General features: G+C 67.6%; 19 protein-coding genes. 11 read left to right on the top strand and 8 right to left on the bottom strand.

Annotated features, from left to right (window positions below; all coding sequences use genetic code 11):
- Positions 1 to 1,502: 1,502 nt before the first annotated feature.
- Both E1263_RS19295 and E1263_RS19290 read right to left on the bottom strand, forming a co-directional pair.
- A complete protein-coding gene (locus E1263_RS19295; RefSeq protein ID WP_132169257.1) occupies positions 1,503 to 1,970 on the bottom strand; it encodes an SAV_6107 family HEPN domain-containing protein in 468 nt (155 codons plus the stop codon).
- Complete coding sequence (locus tag E1263_RS19290) at positions 1,967 to 2,524, bottom strand: DUF6504 family protein (RefSeq protein ID WP_132169255.1); 558 nt, start codon at positions 2,522 to 2,524, stop codon at positions 1,967 to 1,969. The genes E1263_RS19295 and E1263_RS19290 overlap by 4 nt, the downstream gene beginning before the upstream one ends.
- A 340-nt stretch (positions 2,525 to 2,864) precedes the next feature.
- Here E1263_RS19290 and E1263_RS19285 point away from each other — a divergent pair, with 340 nt between their 5' ends.
- Positions 2,865 to 3,437, top strand: coding sequence for a DM13 domain-containing protein (locus tag E1263_RS19285; RefSeq protein WP_132169253.1), 573 nt, complete (start codon positions 2,865 to 2,867; stop codon positions 3,435 to 3,437).
- A gap of 10 nt (positions 3,438 to 3,447) precedes the next feature.
- Positions 3,448 to 3,918, top strand: coding sequence for a YbaK/EbsC family protein (locus tag E1263_RS19280; protein ID WP_132169251.1), 471 nt, complete (start codon positions 3,448 to 3,450; stop codon positions 3,916 to 3,918).
- Position 3,919: 1 nt separating this feature from the next.
- Here the strand turns inward: E1263_RS19280 and E1263_RS19275 are convergent, their stop codons facing one another.
- Complete coding sequence (locus E1263_RS19275; protein WP_132169249.1) at positions 3,920 to 5,839, bottom strand: N-acetylmuramoyl-L-alanine amidase; 1,920 nt, start codon at positions 5,837 to 5,839, stop codon at positions 3,920 to 3,922.
- A 143-nt stretch (positions 5,840 to 5,982) separates the two neighbouring features.
- On the opposite strand from E1263_RS19275, the gene E1263_RS19270 reads away from it, so the two are divergent.
- The 5 genes from E1263_RS19270 (at position 5,983) to E1263_RS19250 (ending at position 13,120) form a co-directional block, all read left to right on the top strand.
- Positions 5,983 to 6,594: a DUF4126 domain-containing protein gene (locus E1263_RS19270; RefSeq protein WP_132169247.1), complete on the top strand. Its 612-nt coding sequence runs from the start codon at positions 5,983 to 5,985 to the stop codon at positions 6,592 to 6,594.
- On the top strand, positions 6,594 to 7,901 hold the full coding sequence (locus E1263_RS19265; protein ID WP_132169245.1) for a phytoene desaturase family protein: 1,308 nt from the start codon (positions 6,594 to 6,596) through the stop codon (positions 7,899 to 7,901). Before E1263_RS19270 ends, E1263_RS19265 begins: the two co-directional genes overlap by 1 nt.
- A gap of 118 nt (positions 7,902 to 8,019) precedes the next feature.
- Positions 8,020 to 10,239 carry a HelD family protein gene (locus E1263_RS19260; protein WP_132169243.1) on the top strand — a complete coding sequence of 740 codons (2,220 nt, stop codon included), beginning with the start codon at positions 8,020 to 8,022 and terminating at the stop codon, positions 10,237 to 10,239.
- 21 nt (positions 10,240 to 10,260) lie between these two features.
- Entirely contained in the window at positions 10,261 to 11,694 is a 1,434-nt protein-coding gene (locus E1263_RS19255) for an alpha/beta hydrolase (RefSeq protein ID WP_238161329.1), read from the top strand.
- Positions 11,695 to 11,698: 4 nt separating this feature from the next.
- Positions 11,699 to 13,120, top strand: coding sequence for an alpha/beta hydrolase (locus E1263_RS19250; protein ID WP_132169239.1), 1,422 nt, complete (start codon positions 11,699 to 11,701; stop codon positions 13,118 to 13,120).
- Here E1263_RS19250 and E1263_RS19245 read toward each other — a convergent pair.
- Both E1263_RS19245 and metF read right to left on the bottom strand, forming a co-directional pair.
- Positions 13,117 to 13,647: a SixA phosphatase family protein gene (locus tag E1263_RS19245; RefSeq protein ID WP_132169237.1), complete on the bottom strand. Its 531-nt coding sequence runs from the start codon at positions 13,645 to 13,647 to the stop codon at positions 13,117 to 13,119. The two genes, E1263_RS19250 and E1263_RS19245, sit on opposite strands and share 4 nt — an antisense overlap.
- Before the next feature lie 16 nt (positions 13,648 to 13,663).
- Positions 13,664 to 14,581: a methylenetetrahydrofolate reductase [NAD(P)H] gene (metF, locus tag E1263_RS19240; RefSeq protein WP_132169235.1), complete on the bottom strand. Its 918-nt coding sequence runs from the start codon at positions 14,579 to 14,581 to the stop codon at positions 13,664 to 13,666.
- A gap of 24 nt (positions 14,582 to 14,605) precedes the next feature.
- On the opposite strand from metF, the gene E1263_RS19235 reads away from it, so the two are divergent.
- Positions 14,606 to 15,709, top strand: a complete 1,104-nt coding sequence (locus E1263_RS19235; RefSeq protein ID WP_132169233.1) for a polyprenyl synthetase family protein — start codon at positions 14,606 to 14,608, stop codon at positions 15,707 to 15,709.
- Here E1263_RS19235 and E1263_RS19230 read toward each other — a convergent pair.
- Genes E1263_RS19230 through thiE form a run of 3 tightly spaced genes read right to left on the bottom strand, consistent with a single transcriptional unit; the run spans position 15,706 to position 17,203 of the window.
- Entirely contained in the window at positions 15,706 to 16,140 is a 435-nt protein-coding gene (locus E1263_RS19230) for a barstar family protein (RefSeq protein ID WP_132169231.1), read from the bottom strand. The genes E1263_RS19235 and E1263_RS19230 overlap by 4 nt on opposite strands.
- Positions 16,137 to 16,559: a guanyl-specific ribonuclease gene (locus E1263_RS19225; protein ID WP_202868957.1), complete on the bottom strand. Its 423-nt coding sequence runs from the start codon at positions 16,557 to 16,559 to the stop codon at positions 16,137 to 16,139. The genes E1263_RS19230 and E1263_RS19225 overlap by 4 nt, the downstream gene beginning before the upstream one ends.
- A complete protein-coding gene (gene thiE, locus E1263_RS19220) occupies positions 16,556 to 17,203 on the bottom strand; it encodes a thiamine phosphate synthase (RefSeq protein WP_132169229.1) in 648 nt (215 codons plus the stop codon). The genes E1263_RS19225 and thiE overlap by 4 nt, the downstream gene beginning before the upstream one ends.
- A 42-nt stretch (positions 17,204 to 17,245) precedes the next feature.
- On the opposite strand from thiE, the gene thiO reads away from it, so the two are divergent.
- The 3 genes from thiO (at position 17,246) to pknB (ending at position 21,554) form a co-directional block, all read left to right on the top strand.
- Complete coding sequence (gene thiO, locus E1263_RS19215) at positions 17,246 to 18,388, top strand: glycine oxidase ThiO (protein WP_132169227.1); 1,143 nt, start codon at positions 17,246 to 17,248, stop codon at positions 18,386 to 18,388.
- A 110-nt stretch (positions 18,389 to 18,498) separates the two neighbouring features.
- Positions 18,499 to 19,491, top strand: coding sequence for a LysM peptidoglycan-binding domain-containing protein (locus E1263_RS19210; protein WP_132169225.1), 993 nt, complete (start codon positions 18,499 to 18,501; stop codon positions 19,489 to 19,491).
- Positions 19,492 to 19,592: 101 nt separating this feature from the next.
- On the top strand, positions 19,593 to 21,554 hold the full coding sequence (gene pknB, locus E1263_RS19205) for a Stk1 family PASTA domain-containing Ser/Thr kinase (RefSeq protein ID WP_132169223.1): 1,962 nt from the start codon (positions 19,593 to 19,595) through the stop codon (positions 21,552 to 21,554).
- The last annotated feature ends 11 nt before the right edge of the window (positions 21,555 to 21,565 follow it).

The following is a 21,565-nucleotide window of genomic DNA, read 5'->3' as shown; positions in this document are numbered from 1 at the left end:
TACTTCGCGCAGCGCAACAACCAGCAAACCCCGCCGCCGAACACCGACCTCCTGGTCTCGCCAACGCCACCCGCAGCCACAGCAAAGCTCCTCGAACTCCTCGAAGCCCTCGCCGAGCGCGCCGATCTCGAAGCCCACCAAGCCACCGCCACCCCGTTCCCCCACCTTGCGCACGACAGAGCCAACCGGAGTGCGCGCCAGCCGGGGTTCGGACAGACACCCCTGGAGTTAACGGCGCCTCCCGGTCGCCGCGCCAGCTTTGGTCGATCCCGGTTTGCGTCGTGGATTGGGTATCCGTTGCTGGAGTTTGGGGAGTGCTACCTGCCGATTCAGGTGGGTAGCACTCCCCAGTCCCCCCGATGTTCATCACCGGCGGGTGCGCAGGTCCAGCCAGCCGATCCCGCGCGAACCTGACGCGCGCCTTGAGCACGGTTCAGTCACTGATCGGGCCGGAAAACGACTGGTGGGTGCTCAAAGCTGGCTGGGTGCGCGGCCTTGAGCACGGTTCAGGCGTTTTGAGGGGGTGTTTGGTGACTGAGGGGCGCTCAAAGGGGTGGCTAGCGTCTCGGTGAGTTCGGTGCGGGGCCAGGTGATCGGCTGGCGGCTGGAGCGGGGTCGACGTTGATCGGGCTGGGGTGGACCGCCGGCACTGACCAACCTGGCCGACACCTGTCAGGCACGCTCACGCCGAGAGTGGAAACGCCGGGCGCAGGCACTTGGTCAGTGGGAGCGGTCCGGTTCCACAACCGACTCGTCTCAACCAGGCACGGCACCGCTCCGATTCGAGCGGCACCGATCCTCCGCGAGGCAAGTTCGCCCTGCCACCACCTGCTGAGTCCACCCCAAGTCCAGTGAGTTAAGCGACCGGGGTCGGCGCCAATCAGCGGGTCACTTCCGCGACCTCACCACCGACCGAACCGCCGATACCAACCACCACCCACCTGACCCAGAACTGTCACTCATGTCCTGAGACATCAACTGTTACCGATGTCCTGAGACATCACCTGAGGGCAGGGTCTCCGGTCTTTCGGACGTTGTGAGTTTCGTTCGCGCGGAACGGGGATGGTGCTGCGGGCGGCCGGTTAGGGGAGCGCAATGCACCGGAACTGGCCGGTTCCGCTCCCCAAAGCGGTTTAGGGAGTAGCCGTGCTGACCCGACCCTCTTCCCTCAACCGGTTCGGGGAGTCCCCGGAATCGGTCGGCTTTGCTCCCGAAACCCCGCCGTCTCGGAGACCACGAAACGCCTCGTCTGTCCCATGTCCGGTCAGAATCGGAGTCCACGCCCTCCGATCGTTCGGACGTCAGCGCGGACCAGCGTGACTTCATTCGCTGAGTGGAACTTCGACGTCGCCAGAAGCGAATTAGTTACCACCGAAGGGGGTTCCGCCGAGCATCGGAGGATTGCGGCACGCGGGTGCGCGGCGCGGAAAGCAGGTGCACGAGGCGTAAGTCAGCCCACCGACCCCGCGCCTGTGGGGTGGTGGGCTGACTGGATGGGGCGGTTAGCTGGCTTGCATCCAGGGTTGGGCCAGGACTGAGGCGGGGTCGGTGGTGGCGGTGAGCGCCTGGGCGGAGAGGCGGAGGCTAGCTTCGACCTGGGCGTAGAAGGTGTCGACGGCGCGGATGAGGTCGTCGGCTTCGCGGGTGGTGACGGAGCGCTCGAGGCCGGCTTCGGCGGCGGCGCGCTGGGCGGCGCCGGCGGCGAAGAAGGTGGCCCACTCGGCGAACTCGGGGGCCACTTCGGCGAGGAGGACCCAGGCGTTGCGCTGGCGCTTGCGGGCGCCGGCGCGGACCGGGCGAGCGCGAACGGCGAGGACTGCGGCCGCGACTCGGAGGGCGGCGATGTGCGCGCTCGAGTAGCGGATCAGGTGGTCATTGGTTTCGATCGCCTCGGCCAGGGCGGCGCGGGCGCGGGACAGCTCGCGGCCGGCTGCACCGGCTGCTATCGGAGACACCGGAGAAACGGTCATCGGTCGGTCACCCTTTCCAGTTGCCAGCGGCCGGAGTCCGGGTCGTGCGCCAGGTCGAACAGCTCCCGCCGTCCGTGCCGGCCGCAGCCCGCCTCCACTCGGTACACCGCGCGCCGCGGACCCCAGTCCGCGTCAAGAACACCAACGGCTGCGGGGCTGGTCGCCATTCCCGAACCATTCCGGCCCCGGTCGAACAACCCTGCGGCTGCCATCACTGCACCCACGGTCGCCATTCCGGACTCCTGCGGGGTCCCGGCGGGGGCGTAGGTGGCGGCGCCCCCGCCGGGAGCATGCGCGGCGAGGCGCTCGGCGCGGGAACGGGGATGCACCGGCGTCGCCGCGCCGTTCGGAACCGGCTGCGCCCAAGGGTCGCGACGGTCGTCGTAGGAAGCCGTGCCGATCACACCGCGCTCCCACCAGGCGGCGGTCTCGGTCCAGTGCGCCTGCACGGAGCAGACTCGCCACAACCGGCCACGCCAGAGGAACTGCTCAGGAGACTCGACGTCGTCCACGACACTCGAACGCACCTCGACGGCCTCGTCGAACTCCCACATGCTCCATCGCCTCCCGTATGCGAACTGTTCCTGACCGACGGCGGGGTCGGAGTCCCGATGGGCGGGGCCGTGATGGGGGTCGAGGTCCACCACGGCGCCCGGCCCATCGGGAGCACCGGATCCCGATGCGGCCGCAACTCCGCACCGGGGCCGTCCAGCTGTCCGGGTCACCTCCGGCCGGCCTCCCGACGAGTCCGGGCCCGAGGTAATCGAACATCTGTTCGAACACTGGAAGAGTAGCGCCGGGCGGTGGCAATCGTCAACGGGCCGTAAGCCCGGCGCGTCGTCCTGCGACCGATCCGCCCCGCAGACTGGGAACACCTGATCGAGAGGACGGACGATGCCCAAGCAGCTAGGGAAGCGGACAGCACTGGTCGCCACGGCAGTCGCCGTGGTCGTGGCGGCAGCGATCGCGCTGCCGCTGTTCCAGCCCTGGCGGCTGCTCACCGACAAGGTCGTCGACGAAGCACTGCCAGGAGTTGTTCCAAGTGCCGTTCCGAGCTCCATACAGCCATCGTCGACCAAGCCACCGACAGTTTCGGTGGCTCCGTCAGCAGCCCCAGAAACCAAGGTGCTGGCCAGAGGCAATCTGATCTCGCACGAACACAGCACGTCGGGCAAGGTCGCCGTACTGCGGCTCCCCGACGGCTCCCGGGTACTCCGGCTGCAGGACCTCGACACCTCGGACGGCCCTGACCTCAGAGTCTGGCTCAGCGACGCGGCGGTGCTGCCTGGCCGCGCGGGCTGGCACGTGTTCGACGACGGCCGCTATCACGCGCTCGGTCGACTGAAAGGCAACCAGGGCAATCAGAACTACCCCATCCCCGCTGACGTCGACCTGGCCGACTTCCGCAGCGTGACGATCTGGTGCGATCGTTTTAACGTGTCGTTCGGGGCAGCAGCGCTCGCCTAGGCTGCAGAGGGTGAGTACTCATCCCAACGTGCAACGCGTCGCCGACGCACTCCAGGCAGCCGGAGCGACCGGTGAGATCAAGATCCTGGACGACGCAGTTCCTACAGCTGCCGCAGCAGCGGCCGAGTTGGGCTGTGCGGTCGGTGCGATCGCGAACAGCCTCATCTTCGACGGCGACGGCGCACCGGTCTTGATCCTGACCTCAGGCGCGCACCGCGTCGACACCGCCAAGGTGGCTGCCGAGCTGGGAATCACCAAGCTGCGCCGGGCGTCTCCCGAGTTCGTCAGGGAGCACACGGGACAGCCGATCGGCGGCGTGGCTCCGGTGGGCCACCCCGCCCCGGTGCCGACCTACGTCGACACCGCACTGCAGCAGTACGACGTGATCTGGGCGGCCGCAGGCATTCCGCACTCGGTGTTCCCAACGACGTACACCGAACTGCTCGGCCTGACCGGAGCCACCCAGATCACCGTCAACTAGCTCAGAACGCCGGCTTGATGTCCACGTCGGCGGCCCGGACGTAGAACATCCGGTGCCCGAACCAGATCTGGTAGTACTTGTCCTTCCCGAGCACCTGGACGTGGTCGCCCGGAGTGGTCGCATCGAAGGTCACTGCGCGGTAGTAGTCCGTCTCGATGGACGCATCGCTCAATGGGTAGGCTTGGCCCGCACCGATCGAGTACTGCAGCGGCGTGACGGTCTGGTACGGAATACCCGCCGGGTACGCCGACTCCTCTGGGTAGGCCCGTCCGTACACCGGCACGGACGTCTTGCCCGCCTTCGGCTTCACGACGAGTCCCGGCTTGGCAAAGGCGTCCGGTGCCGACTTCGGACTCTTGAACCAACCGATGGCGCCCAGGTACCAGACACCGACCCAGTCACCCTCGCGCTGCGCTACGACGTACTGCGAGCCTGCCGCAACCCGTGCGCCGTTATCAGAGACCTGCGTGGTGCTGTTGGAGCCATCTGGTCGCAGACCAAAGTCCTTGACCAGCGGTGCAGCGTCGTCCGGCGCTTGCCGCAGGTAGACGAAGTTGGTGCCCTGCGCCGTGCACGGGACGCCTGCGGTGGTGCAGCCGGTGACAACCTGCTGGTTACCCGCGAAGTCCGGCTTGATGGTGACAATCGAGCCGGCCTTTGCCGGGAACACCGAGTGCCCGTAGATCGGCGCACCCATCAGGTCGAAGTAGTGCTCCCAGTCCCAGTACGGGCCCGGATCCCAGTGCATGCCGCGGACCGTCGTGGGCAGGGTGCCCGGCACCTGGTCGTGGCCGATGATGTGCGCGCGGTCGAGCGGGATGTGGTTCTTGGCAGCCAGGTACTTCACCAGCTTGGCCGAGTTGCGGTAGAGCGACTCGGTGTACCAGGTCGCGCCCTGGGCAGCGAAGCCCTCGTGCTCGATCCCGATGCTGTGCATGTTCACGTACCAGTTGCCGGCGTGCCAGGCGACGTCCTTCGCCTTCACGTGCTGCCAGACGTGGCCGTCCGACGAGCGCATCGTGTACTGCCAGCTCACGTACGTCGGGTCCTGGACCATGTTCAGCGTGCCCTGCCAGCCACCCTCGGTGTCGTGGATGACGATGTAGTCGATCTTGCCGGTCTTCGGCCGGTTCGCCAGGTCGTGGTTGCCATAGTCACCGGCACCACCGAACTCGGCGTACGGCGCCGGCAGCCACTCGCAGCCCAGTGAGGCCGGGCACTCCACGTCGGAGTTCGTCCGCTTCGCACCGGCCGGCAGCGCCAGCTTGCTCGCCTGCGACTTGTCCGGCGCCACGCTGACCGGCGGCATCACGACCTGCTGCCCGGTGTTCGTCGTACGGGCCGCACCGCGCGCCATGATCGAGTAGACGTCGTCGGCGAAGGCCGCCGCTCCTGCCCGGTCAGCTGCCTCCGAGTACGACGCCACTGCGCCGTACCACTGCGCTGCCGACGTGTCAGCGCCGACGGGAAGACCGAGCGACCGCTGGTACGACGCGAGTAGCGCAGCACCACCGGAGATGTTCGCGACTGTGTCCGTGCGCAGCGACACCGGGTCCAGCCCGGTCAGCTGGGACGCCTTGTACAGGGTGCGCAGCGACTCGGACTTGCCGATCTTCTGCTTGCCCGACAGGTCGACGACCGTGCTGGGATCGACAGCGGTCAAGTGCATCGGGCCGTAGCCACCTGAGGAGCTCGAGGCACCCTGGTGGTCGTCCCAGCGGCTCTCGGCATACGACACCGCCAGCAGCACCGACTCCGGTACGCCGTAGTGCGCAGCAGCCGCTCCGTACGCCGACGCGGCGGTAGTGCTCGAATCCGGTGGCGCGGCCGCGGCGGGTGGCCCACCGGACGACACGCCGGTCACCGTGATCGGCAACGCTACCGCCGCGAGTGCGGCGAGAATCTTCGAACGACGCAGCATGTTGGTTTCTCCTGACCCGAGGGCGGGGGCTGCCGGTCACACAGGCTGGCAGTCTGATCACTGTTAGTCGAGGCGACCCGCGATGTCAACGGTTTACCATGACTCGCCCTTCAGAGGTTCGATACTGACGAAAAGGTATGCAGGTGGAAGCACTTCCGTTGGCGTTCACCGCCGGCTGGGCCAGTGGGGTCAATGCCTATGCATGTGTGCTGATCCTCGGTCTGCTCGGCCGATTCGCCGGGGCTGACGACGTCCCCACCGCGCTGACCAGCAACGGTGTCCTGATCGCTGCGGCGGTGCTGTTCGCCTTCGAGTTCGTCGCGGACAAGATCCCCTACATCGACTCGGCCTGGGATGCGATCTCCACCGTCATCCGGCCGGCTGTCGGCGCGATCATCGCCGCCCTCATGTCCGGTGAGGCCGGCACGCTGCAGCAGGCCGTGATCGTGGCCACCGGCGGTCTGGTCGCGCTGCTCTCCCATGCGGTGAAGTCCAGCCTCCGGCTCGCCATCAACACCTCCCCCGAGCCGGTCACCAACATCGCTGCGTCGTCCGGTGAGGACGTCGCAGTCGCCGGTGTGATGTCGCTGGCTGCGTTCCACCCGGAGATCGCGCTCATCATCGCCGCCGCGCTGCTGGTGATCGGGCTGATCGGTGTGTACGTCGCCTTCCGATTCATCCGGCGTGGCGCACAACGCTTCAAGGCCTGGCGAGACAAACGCAGTGACCCAGCGACCGGGAGCAGTGCTGTCTGATGTCCGATGTAATCGTCATCGGGGCCGGCCTCGCCGGTCTCGCCAGTGCGGTGCGGCTGGCCAAGCTGGGCCACCGAGTCACCATTTGTGAGCAGGACGAGCGCCTCGGCGGTGTCCTCGGTCGCATCGAAGCAGACGGCTTCCAGTGGGACGCCGGAGCAGCCAGTACGACGCTCCCAGCCGCCCTGCGCGACTTGTTCCGCAAGAGCGGCCGCCCGATCGAGACGCTGGTCCAGTTGGAGCCTGTGCTCGAAGCGCGTCGCCACATGTTCGCCGACGGCTCGGTGCTCGACCTACCGCTGAACGACCGCGGGACCCAGCACGAGGCCTGGACAGACCTGGCTGGTGCACAGGTGGCCCAGCAGTGGACCGATCTGGTCGACGGCTACAGCGATACCTGGCAACTGCTGCGCACGACGTCGATCGAGCCGCCGCTGGAGCGCAAGCTGTCCTTCAGCGCAGTGCGCGCGCTCAAGCCGTGGCAGTCGCTGGAGAAGGTCGCCCAGAGCCAACTGTCCGATGAACGAGCCCGCGCCGTACTGCGGCATTTCGCTGCCCAAGGCGGATCGGATCCGACACTCACCCCGGGTTATGTCGGCGTGTGGTCGTACCTGGAGCGCACATTCGGCCGCTGGACCATCCCCGGCGGTTTCGGCGCCATCGCAGACGCACTGGTGCAGCGCGCCAGTGAGCGAAAGATCACCGTCCGGACCAGCGCCGAGGTCGTCGCCGTCACCACCAACGGTGGCGCTGTGACCGGCGTACGGCTCGCAGACGGCGAGGAACTGCTGGCGGACATCGTCGTCAGCGACGTCGACCCCCGCGTGCTCTACGGCCAGTTGGTCGACGACCCGGCAGCCAAGAAGGTGCGCAAGCGCGTCCTGGCGACCCATCAGGCACAGGCGGCATACGTCGTACATCTCGGCCTGCAGGAGCCGCTACCGGAGCTGCCTTTCGAGACAGTGCTGCACGGTTCGCCGACTGTCGTGGTGCGGACCGGCGGTCAAGCACCAGCCGGCCACCAGGCGTGGTCTGTGCTGGTCCACGGCTACCCGACCGACGACGTACTGGACCTGCTGGTCGCCCGCGGCCTGCACATCCGGGACAAGGTGGTCTCCCGCCAGGTGTCCCCGTCCTGGTGGGCCGGAGTGGCCTGGGAGGGCTATCGGACCGCCCGCCGCCGCGCCTCCAACGTCTCCCCCGTCAAAGGCCTGTACTGCGTCGGAGCCGGCGCCCACCCCGGATCCGGCGTACCGGCGACCACTCTGGGTGCCGCCATCGTCGCGGATGTCATCGGAAAAGCCTGAAGCACGGCCTCAAGCGCGGGAAGGTCTGAGCCCCGTGGCGGGTTGCACCTTGGGCGCGCACTAAGATTGGACGTTCTGTGTTTCGTGTCGGGGTCGCCCGGCAGTAGAGAGGATCTCGGTGGATCAAACCCCCCTGCTGGCCGATGACGAGAGTGTCGAGCGGGCTGAGCTGGCGGCAGAGCAACAGCACGTTGACCTGGTCTACGCCCGGGTCGACGTAGCGGCTCGATCAGCATCCCGGATCGCTGTGGATGGTCATGCGCGTGCTCAGGCCCAGAATGTGGGCCGGGTGCGTGACGAGGAACAGACTGGTCTGTACGAGCGGGACGTGCTGGTGTTCGCAGCCGCCCGCCGGATTGCCGAGCTGGATGCGGAGCACGAGGGCCTGGTCTTCGGGCGCCTCGACTCCGACCAGGGCGACGACGATCCGCCCGCTACCGCGGCCAGCGAGCTCGAGAGCCTGTACGTCGGCCGGATCGGTGTCCGCGACGCCGAGTACGAGCCCCTGGTCATCGACTGGCGTGCACCGGCCGCGGAGCCGTTCTACCGGGCGACCGGTACGGACCGGCTGAAGGTGGTCCGGCGCCGCGTACTGCGCAACAAGGGCCCGCGCATCATCGGGATCGAGGACGACCTGCTCGCGCCGGATCGTGCGCCGGAGGACCTCCCGATCATGGGCGAGGGCGCTCTGATGGCGTCGCTGTCGCGGGCTCGTGGCCACACGATGCGCGACATCGTCGCCACCATCCAGGCCGAGCAGGACAAGGCCATCCGGGCACCTGCCCGCGGTGTCACCGTGATCGGCGGCGGACCGGGCACCGGTAAGACGGTGGTCGCTCTGCACCGTGCAGCGTTCCTGCTCTACAGCGACCGCCGCCGGTTCGAGCGTGGCGGCGTACTGGTGGTCGGCCCGTCGGCCGCGTTCATGGCCTACATCGAGCGCGTCCTGCCGAGCCTTGGCGAGAACACGGTGTCGCTGCGCGCTGTTGGCGAGCTGGTCGACGGCATCAAGGCCACTGCGGTCGACGACGCCGACACTGCCGCGATCAAGGGCTCGCTGCGCATGACCGACATCCTGTCGCGCGCTGCGCGGGACCGGGTGCCGAATGCACCGACCACGCTGCGCGTTTTCATCGGTGGTGCCACCGTCGAGGTGGACACCAACCAGCTCGACAACGTCCGCCGCAACGCACTGCGCCGGACCCCGCGCAACCGCGCTGCCGGCGAGGCCCGCAAGGGTCTGGTCGCTGCGCTGTGGCAGCGGTTCCCGGACGACCTTCGCACTGGCGTGTACGCCGACCGGGAGGCTTTCGGTGATCGCGTCAGCGACACTCCGGCGTTCCGGACGTTCTTCAGCCAGTGGTGGCCGGTGCTGACGCCGGAGTCCGTGCTGCGCTGGCTCGGCGACGCCCGCCGGTTGCAGCGCTGGTCCCGCAACGAGTTGACGCCGGTTGAGGTCGAGACGCTGGCTGCGGCGATCCGTAGTACAGAGGAGTTCACCATCGCCGACGTGGCGTTGCTGGACGAGCTCGGCACGCATCTGGGCCGCGCGCCGATCCCGGAAGCCCGCGGCGACGAAGAGTTCGACTGGCTGGAAGGGCTGTCGGACGGCGTGAACGAGGTGCTGACCACCTCGGAGCGCCGGGCGCGCGCGGCGGCCGCCAGAGAGGCCGAGGAGCCGGAGGACTACGCGCACGTCCTGGTGGACGAGGCGCAGGACCTGTCCCCCATGCAGTGGCGGATGGTCACCCGGCGCGGCCCGCAGGCCAGCTGGACGATCGTCGGCGACCCGGCCCAGAGCTCCTGGCCGGACCCCGACGAGGCACGTGCCGCGATGGACTCGATGCTGTCGCACCTGCAGCGGCACAGCTTCCGGCTGTCCACCAACTACCGCAACTCGGCCGAGATCTACGCGTTCGCCGGTGAGGTGATCCGTCAGACACTGCCGGACGCCGACCTGCCGAACGCAGTGCGCCAGACCGGGATCGACCCGGAGCACCGGATCTTCGACGCCGGCAAGGTGGCCGAGGCCGCCGGGGATGCCGCGGCCGAGCTGCTGAAGCTCGTCGAGGGCACTGTCGGCGTCATCGTGACACCGGCGCAACGCCCGACCGTGGAGCGGGTGCTGGCTGAGCTCGGGGATCCCAGGGTGGTCGCACTGACCCCGCTGGAGTCCAAGGGCCTCGAGTACGACGCTGTCGTGGTGGTCGAGCCGGACCGGATCGTCAGCGACACGCTCGGCGGCGTTAGGGCGCTATATGTCGTCCTGACCCGGGCAACCCAACGGATGATTACTGTGAACAGCACTACTCATTGGCTGCCCGCCCGCGCCTCCTGACCGAGGAGCGTTTTGACGAAGATGTTGCGCGCGGCCACGATCGGCCTTGTTGTCGTATCGCTGGCCGCGCAGCTCACAGCACCAGCTGTGGCCGCACCGACCAAGCTGAAGTTCGGTGCGTGCCCGCCGGACTCCGGAGCACTCCGGCAGACCGCCTGCGCGACGCTGAAGGTCCCCCTGGACTATGCGAAGCCGAACGGCCGTCAGATCACGCTGCTGATCTCCGCGGTCGGCAGTCTGAGCGCCAAGCACTACATGCTGGTCAACCCAGGCGGTCCGGGTGCATCCGGCATCGGTGTGGAGCAGCTGGTCAGCGTGGGCCTGCCAGAGAAGGTCAACGATCAGTACGCCGTGTTCAGCTTCGACCCGCGCGGAGTCGGCCACAGCTCGCCGGTCGACTGCGGTGACTTCAGCAAGCTGATCAAGCACCCGTCGCTCCCCTACAAGCCGGCGAACTCCCAGCAGGAGCGGCAGCGTGTCCAGCAGGCGAAGCAGGTCGCTGAGCAGTGCGGACGCAAGGCCAAGGACCTGCTGCCCTACATCACCACCGATAACGCGGCCCGGGACATGGACCGGATCCGGATCGCCCTCGGTCGCGACAAGATCGACTACCTGGGCTACTCGTACGGCACCAAGCTCGGAGCGACGTACGCGACGATGTTCCCGCAGCACACCGGCCGGATGATCCTCAACAGCGTGGTTGATCCGCTGGTGTCGACGTACCGGACTGCGTATGAGCAGGACCCGGCGTTTGAGGCCCGGGCGCAGGCACTGTTCGCCTGGATCGCGGGCCAGGACAAGGCGTACCACCTGGGTAAGACTGCGAAGGCAGTCCAGGCAGTGTGGGACAAGCTGCGCAGTGACGTGGCCAAGAAGCCGGCCGGTGGGCGGGCCGGCATCTCAGAGGTCGATGACCTGCTGGGCGGCAGCCTCTACACGGATGCCGAGTGGTCGTCAGTGGCTGAGGCGATCGTGGCCTACCGGCACGGTGACCCGTCGGCACTGCTGTCGATCACCGACCAGCTCGCCACCCAGGCAGTGGACCCGGCTCAGCTCGCCTACAACTGCAACGACCCGGGCTGGCCCCGCAATTGGGGTACCTGGCGCGCTGACACGAAGGTCGCGAACTACCGGGCACCGCACTTCGCCTGGCTCAACACCTGGTACGGCGCCCCCTGCGCATTCTGGCCGGTCGGACCGGCCGCGCAGACCAAGATCGGCTCGACCAAGGTGCCGCCGATCCTGCTGATCCAGCCCCGGTACGACGGTCCGACGCCGCTGATCGGCGCTCGCCGCATGCACGCCGTACTGACGGGCTCGCGGCTGCTGGTGGAGAACGGTGGCAACCACGCGTCGTACCTGTTCTCGAAGAACCCCTGTATCGATGCCAAGGCTGAGAAGTATCTGCTGACGGGGCAACTGCCAGCCGACGGCAACTGCCCAGCCGGGAGCTAGGACGATGAAGATACTGTTGCAGGTAGCAACGATTAGCCTGGTTGCCGGATCGCTCACCACTCCTGCCGTCGCGGCACCGACAGGACTGAAGTGGGGCGACTGCCCTCCTGACTCCGGGGCGTTCCGGCAGACCACCTGCGCGACGCTGAAGGTCCCCCTGGACTACGCGCGGCCGAACGGCCGGCAGATCACCCTGACCATTTCGCGGGTCGGCGATCTGAAGGCAGCTCGCGTTCTGCTGACCAACCCGGGCGGACCGGGCGTTCCCGGCATCGGTATGGAGCAGGGCATCCGAGTGTCGCTCCCCCAGCAGCTGTACGACCAGTACGCCGTCGTCAGCTTCGACCCGCGGGGAGTCGGCGACAGCACTCCCGTCAGATGCGCTCAGCCTGACAAGCACCCGACTGCTCCCTACCGGCCAGCCAACACACAGCAGGAGCAGCGGCGGGTGCAGCAGGCCAGGCAGATCGCTGAGGACTGCGGTCGCAAGGCCAAGGACCTGTTGCCCTACATCACCACTGAGAACGCTGCTCGAGACATCGACCGGATCCGGATCGCACTGGGCCGGGACAAGGTCGACTACCTGGGCTACTCGTACGGTACGAGGCTCGGAGCGACGTACGCGACGCTCTTTCCGCAGCACACCGGGCGAATGGTTCTGAACAGCGTGGTCGATCCGTTGACGTCGACGTACCGGCAGTCGTTCGCACAGAACGCCGGGTTCCAGGCACGAGCGCAGGCGATGTTCCAGTGGATCGCTGCGCGGGACAAGACCTACCACCTCGGCAAGACCGCGAAGGCTGTCCAGGCGAGCTGGCAGCAGGTCCGCAACGGCGTGGCCAAGAAGCCGCTCGGCGGGCGGGCCGGTATCAACGAAGTGGACGACACACTCGTCGGTGTCCTTTACAGCGACGACCTGTGGTCGTCGCTGGCCGATGCGGTCGTGCAACTCCGTAAGGGCGATTCCTCCGGGCTCTTGGGTCTCGTTGACCAGTACGGCTTGTCGTCGGTGGACCCGGGTCTGCTGGCTTACAGCTGCACTGATCCGGGCTGGCCGCGCAGCTGGACCAGAGTGCACCTGGACACCAAGGCGTCGGATCGCCGTGCACCACTGGTCGCCTGGGGCAACACCTGGTTCACCGCACCCTGTGTGTTCTGGCCGACGGGACCAGTGCGGCAGACCAGGATCGGCTCGGCGAAGGTGCCGCCGATCCTGCTGATCCAACCGCGCTACGACGCAGCAACGCCGCTGCTGGGCGCACAGCGCATGCAGGCCGTGCTACCCGGCTCGCGGATGCTTGTGAAGAACGACGGCAACCATGCGGCGTACCTGACCGAGCAGAACGACTGCGTCAACAGCCGCGCCACGAAGTACCTGCTCACAGGTCAGCTGCCGGCCAACACCAACTGTCCGGCGAGCGCTTAGCCGCGGGGGACGACGTACGACACCAGGTCGGCGTCGTCCGCCGCAAGGTCCGGCCAGCGACAGGTGAAGTGCAGAACGGTCAGTCCGGACGTCGGGTACTTCTGGGTGAGCTGCACCCGCTCCGGGCTAGTGCCGTCGAGAGCCAGCTCGTCGGCCAGCCACGGGATGCCCGGCGCGTGCCCGACCATGATGACGGTGCGGGCCTCTGGCGGCACATCCTGCAGTACGACGAGGAGTTCGTCCGTGCCGGCGCTGTAGATCCGCCGGTCGTACCAAACGTCGGTTGCGGTCGCTCCGGCCTCAGCGGCGTACTGCCATGTCTCCCGGGTGCGCTGCGATGGCGAACACAGCACCAGGTCCGCTTCGATGCCCTGGGCAACCAAATACCGCCCGGCCGCAGCGGCATCCGCGCGGCCACGGTCAGCCAGCGGCCGCTCCAGGTCCGGCATCGACTCGGGCGGTACTGCCTTGGAGTGCCGGAGCAGGACGAGGGTGCGATCGACCAGCAGGTCGGACGGGTCAGCCATCACCCCAGAATAGGGGTCAGGAGCCGACGTGGGTGCTCAGGTTCTGGAACACCTGTCGCGTAGCAGTCGACCGATTCAGAGTGATGAAGTGGATACCTGGTGCGCCACCGGCCAGCAACTGCTCACACAGCTCGGTGGCCAGCTCCACTCCGACCTCCCGCACCGCAGCAGGATCGCTCTCCACCGCCAGCAGGCGATCCGTGACAGCCGTGGGCAGCGCCATGCCGGTCAGCTCAGCCATCCGCTGGATCTGCTTGATGTTGGTCACCGGCATGATGCCTGGCAGCACCGGGATGTCACAGCCGAGCGCAGCGGCCCGATCGACCAGCCGGAAGTAGTCATCCGCGCCGAAGAACATCTGGGTGATCGCGTAGTCCGCACCGGCTTGCGCCTTGGCGGCGAGCACCTGAGCGTCGGCCTCCAGTGAGGACGCCTCCGGGTGCTTGTCTGGGAACGCCGCCACTCCGACGCAGAAGTCGCCCAGCTCACGGATCAGCTCCACCAGCTCGACAGCGTGGTTCAGACCCTCGGGGTGCGCGACCCACGGCTGGTTCGGACCGCCGGGCGGGTCGCCGCGCAGGGCCAGCATGTTCCGAACGCCGGAGCCGGCGTACGCACCGATTACTGAGCGCAGCTCGTCGCGGGAGTGCGACACACAGGTCAAGTGACCGATCGGCGTCAGGGACGTGTCCTGGGCGACCCGCTCGGTGACGCGGATGGTGCCGTCCCGGGTCGTCCCGCCGGCGCCGTACGTGATGGAGACGAAGGTGGGGCGCAACTGCTCGATCTCACGCAGTGACCGCCACAGCACCTCCTCGGCCTCCGGGGTCTTTGGTGGAAAGAACTCGAAGGAGAACGAACGGGCTCCACTGGACAGCAGCTCGCGGACAGTCGGAGTGCTGCCGGGGAGCGTGGAGGGAAGTCCGTTTGCCATGTGCCAAGGTTACCCGCGCCGTCGATGCCTGTGCAGCGACCGACTACCCTCCGAGACGTGTATGGCGACGTGGATATCCCGGCCGAGGTCCAGCGTGCGCTGACGGGCTTCCTGGACCTGCAGCAGCAGCGACTGACGGCCATCGGGCCCGAGCTGGCCGAGGTGGTGCAGGCGGCCCGGGACGCCACCAGCGGTGGCAAGCGGCTCCGGCCGGCGTTCTGCTACTGGGGCTTCCGAGCCGCCGGTGGTGACTCGGCCCAGCCCATCCTGACCGCCGCAGCGAGCCTGGAGATGCTGCATGTCAGCGCTCTGGTCCACGACGACGTCATGGACTCCTCCGACGTACGGCGTGGTGCTCCGGCCGCGCACCGTCGGTTCGAAGCGTTGCAGCGGACCCGGTCAGAGGCATCTGGTCGTGGTGGAGACCCGGTGAACTTCGGTGTCGGTGCGGCGATTCTGCTCGGCGACCTGTGCCTCATCTGGGCCGACGAGCTCCTGCACACCTCTGGCTTCGACGCGGCCGCTCTGGCCCGCGCCTCCCGCTTCTTCGACTCAGTGCGAGTCGAAGTGACCGCCGGTCAGTACCTCGACCTCGTTGCCCAGGCCAGCGGTGAGTCCGACATGGACCTGGCGCTGCGAGTCCTGCGCTACAAGGCGGCGACGTACACGGTCGAACGCCCACTGCACGTGGGCGCCGCGCTGGCCGGCTGCGACCAGCCCCTGATCGACGCACTGTCGGCCTACGGCCAGCCGATCGGTGAGGCCTTCCAGATGCGCGACGACCTGCTCGGTGTCTTCGGCGACCCCGCCCTCACCGGCAAGCCGGCCGGTGACGACCTCCGCGAAGGCAAGCGCACCGTCCTGGTCGCCTACGCCGTGGACCACGCTTCCGAAGTCCAGCTCGCCGAGTTCGACCGCCTCTTCGGCAAGCCCGACCTGGACGACGACGAGGTCCAGCTGCTGCGCGAGATCCTCCAGGACTCCCGCGCAGTCCAAGCCTGCGAAGACCTGATCACCGAACGCACCGAAGACGCACTCGACGCGCTCGACCGCGCTCCCCTGGCCGACGACACTGCCCGAAAGGGCCTGACCGACCTGGCGATCGCCGCAACCTCCCGCGTGCTCTAGAGGACGGGTACGGCGCTCAGCAGGGCGGGTGTCTTGGCGTCTGGGTGCTCCTGGATGAGCACTCGGAGCTGGCCGGAGTTGGTGGCGTCTTCGGTGAGGATCTGCAGGGCTACGTCGACGGTGTCGTGATCGTGCTCGAGCAGGTGCTCCAGGCCGGTCCACAGGACGATCTCGGCCTCGCCGGTTGAGCGGTCACTGAGGGAGTCGGCCAGGGCGTCCCAGTTGCGGCCGAACCAGCGGGGGAAGTCGAAGGCGGTGGCGCAGAGGTCGAGAAAGCCTGCTTTGTCGTGGATGTCGCTGGTGTCCAGCAGGACGAAGTTCCAGCCCGAAGAGATGACCTCGCGGCGGGTGGCAGCGGCAGTGTGGCTGGAGGACCAGCGGTAGACGCCGGGGCGCAGGCCGTTGGTCAGAAAGGGACCCAGGTCGGTCATTCGTTGTCCTCCGCGATCCGGCGGAACGACTCGTAGTGGTCGTCGGTGTAGTAGCGCTCGTCGCTCTTGCCTGTGACGATCCGCCGGGCGCCACGGTCGCGCTCCCCCGGCGTCTTCACGGTGTACTCGTGGTAGTAGCCGTTGTTCTGCTTGGGCAGGATCTTCTCGCGGTTACCGAAGACCACACCGTCGCGGCTGTACGGGTACGGGCCGCCCTTGTCGATCAGCTTCAGGGTGTCCTGCGCCTCCTTGGGCAGGTCGGCCACTGGCACGTAGCGCAGGCCGCTGACCTCATCGACGGTCGGAGTCGCTGTCGGCTGCTTCTGCGGCGCACAGCCGAAGAGAGACGCAGCGAGAGTGATCACCATCATCGCGATCACTACGGCCGCGACGATGCGCACTGTCTTCGGGTTGGTCATCCGGCACTCCGCAGCCGGCGGCTGAACTCTGCTGCGGCAGCACCCGGGTCGTCAGCCGCAGTGATAGCCCGTACGACGACCACTCGCGTCGCACCGGCCTCCACAACCTCGTCCAGCCGGTCCAGATCGACACCGCCGATCGCGAACCAGGGCTTCGATTGCTGACGACTGGCTGCGTAGGAGACCAGCTCCAGACCGGCGGCCTGGCGACCAGGCTTGGTCGGCGTCTCCCACGTCGGGCCGACACAGAAGTACTCCGACCCCTGCTCGGCCACTGCCGCGTTCACCTGGCTGAAGGTGTGGGTGGACCGGCCGATGATCGGCTCCGGCCCGACGACAGCGCGCGCCGCGTGCACTGGCAGGTCGCGTTGCCCCAGATGCAGTACGTCGGCTCCGGCGGCGAAGGCGATGTCTGCGCGGTCGTTGACTGCCAGCAGCGTGCCGTGCCGCTTGCAGGCGTCCGCGAACACCTCCAGCGCTGCAAGCTCGTCGGCAGCTTCCATCTCCTTCTGCCGGAGCTGCACGATGTCGACGCCGCCGGCCAGGGCAGCGTCCAGGAACTGTTCGAGGTCGCCCTGCTTCTCGCGCGCATCCGTACACAGGTACAGGCGGGCGTCGTGCAGGCGATCCGTGGACTCAGTCACACGGCACAGCCTGCCATGCCGTGCCGGACGTAGGGTTGCGGCATGCCTGAGCACACGTCTGATGTGGTGGTGATCGGCGGCGGGCTGATCGGTCTAGCGATCGCCTGGCAGTTGGCGACGGACGGCGTCCAAGTGACGGTCTGCGACCCCACACCGGGCGCCCAGACCTCCGTAGTCGCCGCTGGCATGCTCGCCCCAGTCACAGAGGTCGAGTACGGCGAAGACGACCTGCTCGCGCTCAACCTGGCCGGTGTCGCAGCCTGGCCCGACTTCGCGGCTCGACTCGAGGATGCGACCGGCCTGTCCGCCGGGCTGCACCAGACGGGCACCCTGTCGGTCGCCTACGACGTCGACGATGCAGCCGAGCTCCGCAGGCTGGCGGAGTACCAGCGCGGTCTCGGCCTGGCCGTTGAGGTGCTGTCCGGTCGAGAGGCACGCAAACGCGAGCCACTCCTGGCCACCGGCGTCACCGGCGGTGTCTGGGTCCCCGGCGACCACTCCGTCGACAACCGGCAAGCAGTCACCGCACTCCTGCGTGCAGTCGAGGTCTCCGGCGTCACACTGCTCCGCCAGAGCGTCGACCACGTCATCACTTCCGGTACGACGGCCATCGGCGTCCAGCTCGCGGATGGGAGCGCCGTACATGCCGGGCAGGTGATTGCCGCGACCGGACCGTGGTCGGCACAACTGAAAGGTGTCCCGCCAGAATTGCGCGCTCCGGTGCGCCCGGTGAAAGGCGAAGTACTGCGGCTGCGGGTGCCGGAGGCATATCGCCCGGCGCTCAATCACACCGTCCGCGCAACGGCTCGGGGATTTTCGGTCTATTTGGTGCCCCGGCCCGGCGGTGAGCTGGTGGTCGGTGCCACGAGCAACGAGCTCGGCTACGACACCCGGGTGCTCGCCGGTGGCGTCTTCGCTTTGTTGCGCGATGCAAGGACCGTGCTGCCGGTCACCGACGAACTCGAACTGGTGGAGACGATTGCCGGGCTCCGGCCGGCGACTCCCGACAACGCACCGATCCTCGGGCCGTCCGGGCTCGATGGGTTGCTCTGGGCAACGGGTCACTACCGCAACGGCGTCCTGCTGACGCCGGTCACCGCGGCCGTTATCGCCGAGACCGTCCGCACCGGAGTGCTCCCTGATCTCGGTAAACCCTTTTTGCGGAGCCGTTTCGGTCAGTTCTGACCTAACAATATAAACATTGAGTTACAGGCGTAACAATCACCCCATTTGCCTCTGTTGTCCCATCCGTACCACCACTTACGGTCAAGTGACGTGACACGGGGAGATGGACTATGCGGAACGTCGTACGTGTACTGACCGGAATTGCGGTCCCGGTGCTGGCTGCCGCGGTGATCACCGCCGGGTCGCCGGGCTTCGGCGCCTACACCGTCAAGAGCGGTGACACCCTCAGCCACATCGCCAGCCGCTACGGGACCAGCGTCAAGACGCTGGTCGCCCTCAACAAGCTCCCGGGCAACGGCAACGCCATCTACGCCGGTGAGGTCCTGAAACTGCCCGGGACCCCGAAGGCCGCTCCCAAGAGCCGGACGGCCGCCAAGACCCCGCCAAAGCGCTCTCAGCTGCGCATGAGCAGGTACATCGTCAAACCGGGCGACACGATCTCCAAGATCGCCAAACGCTTCCGGTGCTCGCAGGCCAACCTGCTGGCGGCCAACCGGATGCGCTCCAGCGACCGCATCTTCGCGGGCAAGACCCTGCGAGTGCCGGTCAAGGTCAAGGTCAAGGCGAGCGCTACCAAGACCACCAAGAAGCGCAAGGCGACCAAGAACAACACCTTCGCCGGCCGCACCTACGCCGACCACATCGTCGCGCAGGCCGACCGCAACCGCGCCACGCTCAAGAAGCGCAAGCTGCCGAGCCGGGCCCAGATGCGCTCCCTCATCGTCGCCACTGCCAAGCGGTACGGCGTCGATCCGGAGCTGGCACTCGCGGTGAGCTGGCAGGAGTCCGGCTGGAAGCAGCGCGTGGTCTCTCCCGCCAACGCCATCGGCGCGATGCAGGTGATCCCGTCCACCGGACGGTTCTCCGCCGGCATCGTCGGCCGCGAGCTGGACCTGCTGAAGGCCCAGGACAATGTGACCGCCGGCGTGGTGCTGCTGGACCGGCTCACCGGTGCGGCCAAGCTCGACATCGCGGTGGCCGGCTACTACCAGGGACTCGGTGGGGTGCGGAAGAACGGCATGTACCCCGACACCAAGCAGTACGTGAAGAGCGTGCTGCGACTGAAGGGCCAGTTCGAGAAAGGCTGGAACCCTCTCAAATGAGCGTTTGACTCTGGTCGGCAGCGGTGCGCCTGGCGCTGCCGACCTGGAGCCTTATCTACACTCTCTGGAGCAGAGGTAGCTTGAGAGGCGGCTCACCAGCAGTGACGGATGACGTGGACACGCAGGTTGGCGACCGCCTCGTCGGGCGTGTGCTCGACGGCCGCTACCGCGTGGGCGCCCGTGTCGCGAAGGGCGGCATGGCGACCGTCTACCAGGCGCTGGACATGCGGCTGGACCGGACCGTCGCACTGAAGATCATGCACGACGGTCTCGGTGACGACGCCCAGTTCGCCCGCCGCTTCGTCGCCGAGGCCCGGGCCGCCGCCAAGCTCTCGCATCCGAATGTGGTGGCCGTCTTCGACCAGGGCGACGACAACGGCACTCTCTTCCTCGCGATGGAGTACATCCGGGGCCGTACGCTGCGTGATCTGATCCGTGAGCACGCACCGCTCTCGCCGGCTCGCGCGCTGGACCTGCTGGCGCCGATCCTGTCCGCGCTGTCCGCAGCGCACGACGCCGGGATCGTCCACCGCGACATCAAGCCAGAGAACGTCCTGCTGTCGGACAACGGCGTGGTGAAGGTCGCTGACTTCGGTCTGGCCCGTGCGGTCAGCGCCACCGGCAACACCGCGACTCAGGGCCTGCTGATGGGGACGGTGTCCTACCTGGCCCCCGAGCTGGTCACCGACGGCAGCGCCGATGCCCGCTCGGACGTGTACTCGTCCGGCATCCTGCTCTACGAACTGCTGACCGGGAAGAAGCCGCATAGCGGTGACACCCCGATCCAGGTCGCCTACGCCCACGTGCACGCGGACGTGCCCGCTCCGTCGCTCCTGCAGCCGAACATCCCGCCGTACGTCGATGCGCTCGTCCAGCGCGCCACCGCCCGCGACCGGGATCTACGGCCGGCCGATGCGCGTGTGCTGAGCCGTCAGGTGCGCCGGGTGCGCAGTGCGCTCGAGGAGGGGCTGCCCGACGACCCGGAGCTCACCGGCGACCTCACCGTGCCGATCCATCAGATCCGGCAGGACAGCGACTACGACGACGGCTACACACGCGAGGTCACCCCGACAACTCCGGTGAGCGCGCTCCGGCACGAGACCATCGTCGTACCGGTGGCGCATGGGCGTCCGACTGGCCAGCCAGCGACGCGCAAGCCACCTCCCCCCGTACGGCGCCGCCCGGGCCGGGGGCTGATTGCGCTCATCATCATCTTGTTGGCGGCGGTCGGTCTCGGCACCTCGGCCTGGTACTACGGCATCCACCGCTACACGACCGCTCCGGACCTGGTGAAGCTCACACCGGCCGCTGCGGCCGTGAAGGCCCAGGAGTCCGGGCTGCGGACCACACTGTCCAACCAGGACTTCTCTGAGGACATCCCCAAGGGACAGGTCCTGTCGACCGACCCGAAGTCGGGCGACCGGATCATCAAGGACGGTGAGATTCAGCTCACCGTCTCCAAGGGACCGGAGCGCTACCGTGTGCCTCAGCTGGCCGGTCTGGATCTGGATGCGGCAAACCTGGCGCTCGCGCCGGTCAAGCTGGTGCAGGGGCAGGTCAACGAGCAGTACAACGAGACGGTGCCGGCCGGTCGGGTGGTTGCCTTCTACCCGCGGTTCGACATGGTGGTAGCGCCGAACACTGCGGTCAACTTCGTGGTCAGCAAGGGCAAGAAGCCGATCGGCGTCCCGGACTTCACCGGTAAGACGTACCGCGAGGCGAACAAGGCACTGCGCAAGCTGGGCTTCGGGGTGACCCGCACCGAGCAGTACGACGCGAAGGTGCCCCAGGGGGCCGTGATCAGCCAGACCCCGAAGAGCGGCACCCTGTTCGCCAAGGACAAGGTGCAGCTGGTCGTCTCCAAGGGTCCGCCGCTGGTCGACGTACCGAATGTGAAGCGCAAATCCCTCGCCGACGCGCAGCGGATCCTCACGCAGGCCGGGTTCCAGGTGAAGGTCGAGAAGGCCCCGCTCAACCTCGGCCTGAACATCGTGGCGGCCCAGAGCCCGGGCGCCGGCCAGAAGGTGCGACCGGGCAGCCTCATCACTGTCACGGTGCTGTGATTAGCTGTCCC

The organism is Kribbella antibiotica (genome assembly GCF_004349055.1).
GTDB classification, from domain to species: domain Bacteria; phylum Actinomycetota; class Actinomycetes; order Propionibacteriales; family Kribbellaceae; genus Kribbella; species Kribbella antibiotica.
This window is presented reverse-complemented; position numbering and strand designations above follow the sequence as displayed.